At 66.2% G+C, this 10442-nt stretch carries 8 protein-coding genes; 2 read left to right on the forward strand and 6 right to left on the reverse strand.

The genetic code is table 11. The annotated features are described in order from the left end of the window. Positions 1–709 (reverse strand): tRNA (adenine-N1)-methyltransferase (locus BST27_RS28595; protein WP_083148741.1); only part of this gene is annotated, 709 nt, incomplete at its 3' end. A 73-nt stretch (positions 710–782) separates the two neighbouring features. Here BST27_RS28595 and BST27_RS28600 point away from each other — a divergent pair. Beyond that, positions 783–1664 (forward strand): RecB family exonuclease, encoded by an 882-nt coding sequence (locus BST27_RS28600; RefSeq protein WP_069422472.1) that lies wholly within the window; start codon positions 783–785, stop codon positions 1662–1664. Between the two features lie 323 nt (positions 1665–1987). Here BST27_RS28600 and BST27_RS28605 read toward each other — a convergent pair whose 3' ends face one another. The 5 genes from BST27_RS28605 to metH all read right to left on the reverse strand — a co-directional run bounded on the left by BST27_RS28605 (position 1988) and on the right by metH (position 8942). Continuing rightward, the gene (locus tag BST27_RS28605) at positions 1988–3358 is read right to left on the reverse strand and encodes an FAD-containing oxidoreductase (protein ID WP_069422471.1); all 1371 of its coding nucleotides are present in this window, start codon (positions 3356–3358) and stop codon (positions 1988–1990) included. Then, positions 3355–3852, reverse strand: coding sequence for a glycine zipper 2TM domain-containing protein (locus BST27_RS28610; RefSeq protein WP_069422470.1), 498 nt, complete (start codon positions 3850–3852; stop codon positions 3355–3357). Before BST27_RS28610 ends, BST27_RS28605 begins: the two co-directional genes overlap by 4 nt. Before the next feature lie 75 nt (positions 3853–3927). Further along, a complete protein-coding gene (hisG, locus tag BST27_RS28615; RefSeq protein ID WP_069422469.1) occupies positions 3928–4779 on the reverse strand; it encodes an ATP phosphoribosyltransferase in 852 nt (283 codons plus the stop codon). A 2-nt stretch (positions 4780–4781) separates the two neighbouring features. Next, positions 4782–5063, reverse strand: coding sequence for a phosphoribosyl-ATP diphosphatase (locus BST27_RS28620; RefSeq protein ID WP_069422468.1), 282 nt, complete (start codon positions 5061–5063; stop codon positions 4782–4784). Between the two features lie 117 nt (positions 5064–5180). Then, complete coding sequence (gene metH, locus BST27_RS28625) at positions 5181–8942, reverse strand: methionine synthase (RefSeq protein WP_069422467.1); 3762 nt, start codon at positions 8940–8942, stop codon at positions 5181–5183. Between the two features lie 523 nt (positions 8943–9465). On the opposite strand from metH, the gene BST27_RS28630 reads away from it, so the two are divergent. Further along, the gene (locus BST27_RS28630) at positions 9466–10338 is read left to right on the forward strand and encodes a PAC2 family protein (RefSeq protein ID WP_197518222.1); all 873 of its coding nucleotides are present in this window, start codon (positions 9466–9468) and stop codon (positions 10336–10338) included. Positions 10339–10442 lie beyond the last annotated feature (104 nt).

Genomic DNA, 10442 nt, shown 5'->3' on the forward strand with positions numbered 1-10442 from the left:
CGCGCTGCAACGTCTCCCACGAGCGCGGTTCGGTCCAGCATTGCTGCGCTCGCATGGCCTCCACGACCGTCGACAACTGGGTGACCGTGGCCACGTAGACCACCAACACACCGCCGGCGATCACCAGCCGGGCAACCGAATCGAGGACGTCCCACGGCGCCAGCATGTCCAACACCGCCCGGTCGATGCTGCCGTCGGGCAGGTCGGAGTCGGCGACGTCGCCGATGATCAACTGCCAGTTGTCCGGGAGTTGGCCATCCGTGCCGTGGAAATTGGCGACGTTGCGGCTGGCGTGCTCGGCGTGGTCGGCTCGCTGTTCGTAGGAGATGACGGTGCCCTGCGGACCGACCGCCCGCAGCAACCAGCAGGTCAGTGCGCCCGAACCGGCACCCGCCTCGAGTACTCGCGCGCCGGGGAAGATGTCGCCCTCGTGCAGGATCTGCGCCGCGTCCTTGGGATAGATGACCTGCGGCCCGCGCGGCATCGACATGATGTAGTCGACCAGCAGCGGGCGCATCGCCAGGAACACCCCGCCGTTGACGGATTTGACGAGGCTGCCCTCGTCTTGGCCGATGATCGCATCGTGGACGATCGAGCCACGATGGGTGTGGAATTCCGCGCCGGCGGTGAGCGTGATTGTGTAGCGGCGGCCCTTGGCATCGGTGAGCTGGACACGCTCGCCCACAGTGAACGGGCCGGTTGCTGACACGCCGTCTAGCGTGCCAGCAGACTCGCCGCGATTTGTGCTCGGGGTTGTCGGTGTCGCGACTTAGGCTGCGACTATGACCGAACAGCTGGTGGTGCCTGAGCCGGCTGATCTGCGGACACTTGGGTCCCGCCCGGCGCTGTCGCCGTCGCGGGCGGCGGACTTCAAGCAGTGCCCGTTGCTGTATCGGCTTCGCGCCATCGACCGGTTGCCCGAGGCACCCTCGACGGCACAACTGCGGGGTTCGGTGGTGCACGCGGCGCTCGAACAGCTGTACGGCCTGCCCGCGGTGCAGCGCGGTCCGGAGACCGCGATGTCGCTGGTGGCCTCCGCGTGGGAGCAGGTGATCGCGGCCGAGCCCGAGTTGGCGGCCGGCTTCGACCCCGAGGAGCAGGCTCAACTGCTCGACGACGCGCGTGCTCTGCTGTCCGGCTACTACCGGCTCGAGGACCCGAGGCGGTTCGACCCGCAGAGCTGCGAACAGCGGGTCGAGGTGGAACTGGCCGACGGCACCCTGTTGCGCGGCTACATCGACCGCATCGACGTCGCGGCCACCGGCGAACTCCGGGTGGTCGACTACAAGACCGGTAAGGCGCCGCCCGAGGCTCGCGCCCTGGCCGAGTTCAAAGCGATGTTCCAGATGAAGTTCTATGCGGTGGCGTTGTTCCGCTCGCGCGGCGTGTTGCCGGCTCGGCTGCGGCTCATCTACCTTGCCGACGGCCAGCTGCTGGATTACTCGCCGGATCGTGACGAGCTGCTGCGGTTCGAGAAGACGCTGATGGCCATCTGGCGTGCCATCCAATCCGCCGGGGCCACCGGCGATTTCCGCCCGAGCCCGTCGCGGCTGTGCGATTGGTGCGCGCACCAACAGCTTTGCCCGGCCTTCGGCGGGACACCCCCGCCCTACCCGGGCTGGCCGGATCTCGCCCGCGCCGAAGCGGTTTCGTGCCCGGTGTGAAGTGTTGTTACCACCGGCGCTCGGCGCCGATGGTGAGTACCGGCGAATGGGCTCGCCGACTGTGGGGCATTTGGCCCGCGAGTTGAAAAAGTGGGTGCGTAGCCCACGCACTCGGCGAGCTATTCGAGCGGCGAACGCCGAGCGGGGTCGCCGACTGTGGGGCATTTGGCCCGCGAGTTGACGATTTGGGTGCGTAGGCTACACACTCGGCGAGCTATTCGAGCGGCGAACGCCGAGCGGGGTCGCCGACTGTGGGGCATTTGGCCCGCGAGTTGAAAAAGTGGGTGCGTAGGGCCCCCACTCGGCGAGCCCATCGAGCGAAGCTAGTCGAGCGGCGAAAGCTCCTGCAGCACAGTCGGAATCAGCTCACTGACCGTAGGGTGAATGTGCATGGTGCGGGACAGCGTGGTGTAGGGCGCCTTGGCCGACATCACGTCCAGGATGCAGTGAATGGCCTCGTCGCCACCCACGCCGAACACCGCAGCTCCCAGGATCTCCTCGGTGTCGGCATCGACGACAACCTTCATAAAGCCTTGTGTCTCACCCTTTTCCACGGCTCTGCCGACCCGGGTCATGGGCCGCTTGCCCACCAGCGCCTTGCGGCCCGACTCGCGCACCTGCTCGACGGTCATCCCGGCGCGCCCCAGGGGCGGGTCGATGTAGAGCGCGTAGGTGGGGACGCGGTCGCTGACCCGGCGCGGGTCGTCGTCGAGCAGGTTGGCGGCCACGATCTCGAAGTCGTTGTACGAGGTGTGGGTGAAGGCACCCTTGCCGTTGCAGTCGCCCATGGCCCAGATGTGGTCGACGTTGGTCTTGAGTTGGTCGTCGACCGTGATGAATCCCCGGTCATCAGTCTGCACACCGGCCGCCTCCAGATTCAGGTCGTCGGTGTTGGGCCGACGCCCCACCGCCAACAGCAGGTGGCTGCCCTGGACGGGATTCGCGCCGGCGTTTGGCGTCAGTTCAAAACCACTGTCCCGTCGAGCGACTCGGATGTCGACGGCACCGGTGACGATGTGGATCCCCTCGCCCTCCAAGATCTCTTTGATCGTCGCGGAGGTGTCCTCGTCTTCGCGCGACGCCAGTCGTGGGCCGCGCTCCACGACGGTGACCTGGGCCCCGAAGCGCCGGTACATCTGGGCGAACTCCAGCGCAATGTAGCTACCGCCGATGATGACGAGATGCTCGGGCAAGGTGTCGAGCTCGAGGATCGACACGTTGGTGAGGTATTCGACGTCGTCAAGTCCAGGAATGTCCGGCACCACCGCACGACCGCCGACATTGAGGAAAATCCGTTCGCCACGAAGGATTTCGTCGCCGACGCGCAGGGTGTGCGGGTCTTCGAAGCGAGCGTGCCCGCGGTAGAGCGTGCAGCCGTCCATACCTTCCAGCCAGCCCTCGACACCCGTGCGGTCCTTGAGCATGATGCCGTCTTTGCGCGCCTTGACCTTCGCCATGTCCACGCTGATGTCGCCAGTCCCCACCCCGTATTCCGCGCCACGACGGGCCAAGTGGGCGGCATGGGCGCTGGCCACCAGCGTCTTGGTGGGGATGCAGCCGGTGTTCACGCACGTACCGCCGACGTGTTTGCGCTCGATGACGGCGACCCGCTGACCGGCGGCCGTCAGGCGACCCGCCAGTGGTGGCCCGGCCTGGCCGGCGCCGACGACGATCGCGTCGAAATGCTGCGTCACAGGGCGGCAGGAACCATGGCGGCCGCCGCGGCGACGATACCGAAACCGCCAAGCACCGCTACCGAGTCCTCCAGCAGTGCGATGGGCAGGTCGTTGCCACCGTTCTTGGCTACCAACGTCTTTCGCGCCTGGTACCCACCCAAGGTACCGAGCACCGCACCGATGACACCGGCACCCAGCGAACTCCACTTGTAATGCCATGCGGTGCCTAGGATCGCACCGGCCAACCCGCCCATGATGAGTCTGACCGCGAAGACGGGTGTCGCGGTACGCGGCGGCGTCTTGGGCAGCTTGTCGTTGATCAGTTCGCCGACGGCAAGGACGGTGAAGATTACCGCCGCCACCAGGCTCGCGGCCCAGGCTGCCCACGTGCCGTGCAAACCGATCCAGCCGAGATACGCCGCCCAGGCGACGACTGTGGGGGCCGTCAATGAGCGCAACCCGGCGACGACGCCGAGTAGGAGGGCAAGGAGCAAAACGAGTACGTGCGTCACTGGGGCCTCCTGGCGCCGAACAGGATGATTGGCGACGCTAACACAGTGACGGCCAAATCACCTGTTCAGAAGCGCTCAGAAGCGGCAGAACCTTATGTCCGAAGCCAGGATCGCCTTGGCGCCGATGACGGCGAGTTCGTCCATGAGGCTGTTGATGTCCCGGCGCGGCACCAGGGCCCGCACCGCCACCCAGTCCGGGTCGGCCAGTGGGGCGATGGTCGGGGACTCCAGTCCCGGGGTGATCGACGTGGCCCGGTCCAGCGCGGTGCGCGGGCAGTCGTAGTCGAGCATCAGGTACTGCTGGCCGAACACCACGCCCTGCACCCGAGCAATCAATTGCTCACGCGCACGGCTGGTTTGGCTGTCGGCGTGGGCCCGCTCGATGAGCACTGCCTCCGAATCACACAGTGGCTCACCGAAAGCCACCAAATTGTGCAGGCTCAGCGTGCGGCCCGACCCCACCACGTCGGCGATGGCGTCGGCAACCCCGAGTTGCACCGAGATCTCCACCGCCCCGTCAAGCCTGATGACGGTCGCATCAATCCCCTTGGCGGCCAAGTCTTTCCGAACCAGATTCGGGTACGCCGTGGCGATCCGCTTACCGGCCAGGTCGGCCACGGTCCAGTCGCGTCCCGCCGGAGCCGCGTAGCGGAACTTCGACGAGCCGAAGCCCAGCGCCAGACGTTCCTGCACCGGCGCGTCGGAGTCCAGCGCCAGATCACGTCCGGTGATCCCGAAGTCGAGATCGCCGGAACCGACATAGATGGCGATGTCCTTGGGTCGCAGGAAGAAGAATTCGACGTTGTTGGCGGGATCGATGACGGTCAGGTCTTTGGGATCGGTGCGCCGGCGGTAGCCGGCTTCGGACAGGATCTCGGTGGCCGGCTCGCTCAGCGCCCCCTTGTTGGGCACCGCAATTCGCAGCATATTCACAGTTTCCGATACACGTCTTCGAGGGTCAGGCCACGGGAAATCATCAGCACCTGCGTCCAGTAGAGGAGCTGGCTGATCTCCTCGGCCAGGGCTTCGTCGGGTTCGTGTTCCGCCGCCAGCCACACCTCGCCGGCCTCCTCCAGAATCTTCTTGCCCAGCGTGTGGACCCCGGCGTCGAGCGCGGCGACGGTGCCGCTGCCAGCGGGCCGGGTGCGGGCACGCTCGCCGAGTTCGGCGAACAGATCCTCGAAGGTCTTCACGGCCAGCGATTGTTTCACGTGCCCTCCAGCGAAGTCACTTTGGTTACTGGGATGCCTGGCCGCGAGGGTGCGCGTTTGTACGCTTCCGACGGCGTGTCGGCGTCCAGACACGCACGCTCGCGGCTAAAAAAAGAGTCAGTCCTCGGGGTTGTAGCCCAGGTTGGAGCTGAGCCAGCGCTCGGCCTCCTGCAGCGTCCACCCCTTACGCCGCGCGTAGTCCGCGACCTGGTCCTGGGCCAGCCGACCGACCACGAAGTACTGCGACTGCGGATGCGAGAAATACCAGCCGCTGACGGCGGCACCGGGCCACATCGCCATCGACTCGGTCAGCTCGATGCCGGTGCGCTCCTTAACGTCCATCAACTTCCACAGCGTGACCTTCTCGGTGTGCTCCGGGCAGGCCGGGTAGCCGGGGGCCGGACGGATTCCGACGTACTTCTCACCGATGAGCGCCTCGTTGTCCAGGTGCTCTTCGGGCTGGTAACCCCAGAACTCCTTGCGGACCCGTTCGTGCATCCGTTCGGCGAACGCCTCGGCCAGCCGGTCGGCGAGCGATTCCAGCAGAATGGCGCTGTAGTCGTCGAGGGCCGCCTTGAACTCCGCGATCTTCTCCTGGCTGCCGAGCCCGGCGGTGACGGCGAACGCTCCGACGTAGTCGGCCAGACCGGTGTGCTTGGGTGCGATGAAGTCGCCCAGCGACCGGTTCGGGATGCCCTCCCGGTGCTCGCCCTGCTGACGCAGGTTGTGCAACGTCGTCAGCACCTCGGTGCGGGTGTCGTCGGTGTACACCTCGATGTCGTCACCCACGGCATTGGCGGGGAAAAACCCGATCACCCCGTTGGCGGTCAGCCACTTCTCCTTGATCAGGGTGTCGAGCATCTCCTGGGCGTCGTCGTACAACTTGCGGGCGGCCTCCCCCGTGGCCGGGTTGTTGAGGATGTCGGGGAACCTGCCCTTCATCTCCCAGGCGTTGAAGAACGGCTGCCAGTCGATGTACTCGCGCAACTCGGCGAGGTCGTAGTCCTGGAAGTCCCGCACCCCCACACCGATAGCCGGCACCGGCGGCGTGTAGCTGTCCCAGTCGATCGGCGTCCGGTTCGCGCGGGCCTTCTCCAACGTCAACATCGGCCGCTCGTTCTTCTGAGCATGCCGTTCGCGCAGCGATGCGTAGTCCTTCTCGGTCGCCTCCAACAGCGCGGGACGCTGCTTGTCGTCGAGGAGCGCGGCCGCGACCGGCACCGAGCGGGACGCGTCCTTGACCCAGACCACCGGACCGCTGCGACGCGGCGCCACCTTCACGGCCGTGTGTGCGCGCGAGGTGGTGGCACCACCGATCAGCAACGGGATCTCCAGCCCCCGGCGTTCCATCTCGACGGCGAAGTTGACCATCTCGTCCAGCGACGGGGTGATCAGGCCGGACAGCCCGATGATGTCGGCGTCGTGCTCCTCCGCGGCGGCCAGGATCTTCTCGGCCGGCACCATCACACCGAGGTCGATCACTTCGAAGTTGTTGCACTGCAGCACGACCCCGACGATGTTCTTGCCGATGTCGTGGACGTCGCCCTTCACGGTCGCCATGATGATGGTGCCGTTGGTGTCCTTCCCCGCAGCGGCGCCGGTCTCTGCCTTCTCGGCCTCGATGAACGGCAGCAGGTAGGCGACGGCCTTCTTCATCACTCGGGCCGACTTCACCACCTGGGGCAGGAACATCTTGCCCGAGCCGAACAGGTCGCCGACGACGTTCATGCCGTCCATCAGCGGGCCTTCGATCACCTCGATCGGGCGACCGCCGGCGGCCGCGATCTCGGCTCGCAGTTCCTCGGTGTCCTCGTCGACATGTGCGTCGATGCCCTTGACCAGCGCGTGCGTGATCCGCTCGCGTACCGGGAGGGAACGCCACTCGGCCGCCGCAGGGTCTTCGGACTTTCCCTTGCTGTTGAACCGTTCGGCGATCTCCAGCAGTCGCTCGGCGGCATCCGGGCGGCGGTTCAGGACGACGTCCTCGATCCGGTCCCGCAGCTCGGGGTCGATCGAGTCGTAAGGCACCAGCGCGCCGGCGTTGACGATGCCCATGTCCAAGCCGGCCTTGATGGCGTGGAACAGGAACACCGCGTGGATCGCCTCGCGAACGGGGTTGTTGCCCCGGAAGGAGAACGACACGTTGGAGATGCCGCCGGAGATGTGCACCCCGGGCAGGTTCTCCTTGATCCAGGCGCAGGCCTCGATGAAGTCGATGCCGTACGTCGCGTGCTCTTCGATGCCGGTGGCCAGCGCAAAACAGTTCGGGTCGAAGATGATGTCCTCGGCCGGGAAGCCGACCTCTTCGGTCAGGATCCGGTAGGCGCGCCCGCAGATCTCCTTGCGCCGCTCCAGGTTGTCGGCCTGGCCCTGTTCGTCGAAGGCCATCACGACGACGGCGGCGCCGTATTTGCGGCACAGCCTGGCCTCGCGGATGAACTTCTCCTCGCCCTCCTTCATGGAGATCGAGTTGACGATCGGCTTGCCCTGCACGTTCTTCAGCCCGGCCTCGATGACCTCCCACTTGGAGGAGTCGATCATCACCGGGACGCGGCTGATGTCCGGCTCGGCCGCGATCAGCTTGGTGAACCGGTCCATCGCGGCGACGCCGTCGATCATGCCCTCGTCCATGTTGATGTCGATCACCTGCGCACCGACCTCGACCTGCTGCAGGGCGACCGAGAGCGCGGTGTCGTAGTCCCCCGCCTTGATCAGGTTGCGGAACCGGGCCGAACCGGTGATGTTGGTGCGCTCACCGATGTTCACGAAGAGGGAGTCCTCGGTGATGTTGAGCGGCTCGAGACCGGACAGCCGGGTGGCCACCGGGATCTTCGGCACCTCGCGCGGGGGTTTGCCCTCGACGACCTTGGCGATCGCCGCGATGTGCGGCGGCGCAGTTCCGCAGCAGCCACCCACGAGGTTGACCAGGCCGGCGTCGGCGAAGTCGGCGATGTAGCCGGCCTGACGCTCCGGGGACTCGTCGTACTCGCCGAAGGCGTTGGGCAGGCCCGCGTTTGGGTAGCAGGAAACGAACGTGTCCGCGATCCGGGACATCTCGGCGATGTAGGGCCTCATCTCCGGCGCGCCCAGGGCGCAGTTGAGGCCGACCGCGATCGGATTCGCGTGCCTGATCGAGTTCCAGAATGCCTCGGTGACCTGGCCGGACAAGGTCCGCCCCGAGGCGTCGGTGATGGTGCCCGAGATGATCACCGGCCAGCGTCGGCCACGCTCCTCGAACAGCGTCTCGACGGCGAACACCGCCGCCTTGGCGTTCAGGGAGTCGAAGATCGTCTCGATGATGAGGAGGTCGGCACCACCGTCGACCAGGCCGTTGGCGGCTTCGAGGTAGGCGGCGACCAATTGGTCGTAGGAGACGTTGCGGGCTCCGGGGTCGTTGACGTCCGGCGAGATCGACGCGGTTCGCGTCGTCGGGCCGATCGCGCCGGCGACATAACGGGGTTTCTCCGGGGTGCTGTACTCGTCGGCGGCCTTGCGGGCCAGGGCGGCGCCGGCGTAGTTCAGCTCGTAACTGAAGTCCGCCATGTCGTAGTCGGAGAGCGAGATCGCGTTCGCGTTGAAGGTGTTGGTCTCCAGGATGTCGGCGCCCGCCTCGAGGTACTCGCGGTGGATCCCCTCGATGATCTGCGGCTGCGTCAGGTTGAGCAGGTCGTTGTTGCCCTGGAGAGCGGTCGGCCACTCCGTGAACCGGTCGCCGCGGTAGCCGGCCTCGTCCGGCCGGTCCCGCTGGATCGCTGTGCCCATCGCGCCGTCGATCACGATGATCCGCTGGCGCAGAGCTGCAGTTAGTTCGTCGGTGCAGTCGGGGCGGATGTTCGGCGCGAAATCTGACTTGGCGGCGTTCACGTACGTTCCTTCCATAGCGGAAGGCGTCCTTGACTCTTGCCGAGCGTGGCGGAAACCCGCGGGGGGACCCAGGTCCCCCAGAGAGATGTCCGTTGCAACGCCTCTCGGCCAGAAGAGTCTACGTCAGTACCCGACGTCTGGACGCCCAGTTCGACCTGACCCGCTTTACGGTCGCGCTGCCCCGGCGCGCCGCTCCACGGGTCTTGTCGATGTCGTAGTTATTGGTGCTAACCAAATTGCGGCCGAACGTATTTCGTTGATCGCGACGACTTTGTCGGATCCGAAAATGGGAACGGTCACAAGTTAAGGATAGTCGTGCTATCAAAATTCAATGACCGCTTCCCGGCCTATTCGCAGGTAGAGGGCGGTTTTTGCGCTGGGGCACGGGTAAGACACGGGTAATCTGGACCGCCGCGGCGCACGCGACGCGCGGGCAACCGTGGGAATGACCTGCGCGTTTACCGGTGTCAGCCCTCCGACGCCGTAGGCTGAAACTGTGAATTTGCCGGATTTTGGGCCGGACCCTGGGCCGGACGGTGTGCCCAACGGCGGCGACCTGCTGCCCGAACTGCACAACACCGTCGTGGTGGCGGCGTTTGAAGGGTGGAACGATGCGGGCGACGCGGCCAGCGATGCGGTGGCGCATCTGACGTCGACCTGGGACGCGCTGCCGATCGTGGAGATCGACGACGAGGCGTACTACGACTACCAGGTGAATCGTCCGGTCATCCGTCAGGTCGACGGGGTCACCCGGGAACTGGAATGGCCGGCCATGCGGATCTCACACTGCCGCCCGCCCGGCAGCGACCGCGACGTGGTCCTGATGAACGGCGTCGAGCCGAACATGCGCTGGCGCACCTTCTGCGACGAGCTGCTGGCCATCATCGACAAGCTCAACGTGGACACGGTGGTGATCCTCGGGGCGCTGCTGGCCGACACCCCGCACACCCGCCCGGTGCCGGTCACCGGAGCGGCCTACTCCCCCGACTCGGCGCGGATGTTCGGTCTTCAGGAAACCCGCTACGAAGGGCCGACGGGCATCGCCGGGGTGTTCCAGTACGCCTGCGTCGCGGCCGGCATCCCCGCGGTGACGTTCTGGGCGGCGGTGCCGCACTATGTATCGCACCCGCCCAACCCCAAGGCGACGGTGGCGCTGCTGCGCCGGGTCGAGGACGTGCTCGACATCGAAGTGCCGCTTGGCGACCTGCCGGCACAGGCCGAGGCATGGGAACGCGAGATCACCGAGATGGCCGCCGACGACGAGGAATTGAGCGAGTACGTGCACTCGCTGGAACAGCACGGCGACGCGGCCATCGACGTCAACGATGCGCTGGGAAGCATCGACGGCGACGCGCTGGCAGCGGAGTTCGAGCGGTACCTCAAGCGCCGTCGCCCGGGGTTCGGCCGGTAACCCCTGCCGTCCGCGCATACCGGCTAGCCTCGATTTTTCGTCGAGGGTGATTTCGGTCGGACTTGGCGATGGGGTGCGTGGTGTCTGGGGTTTGTGTGGTTTAG

This window comes from Mycobacterium intermedium (assembly GCF_002086275.1).
Classification (GTDB): Bacteria; Actinomycetota; Actinomycetes; order Mycobacteriales; family Mycobacteriaceae; genus Mycobacterium; species Mycobacterium intermedium.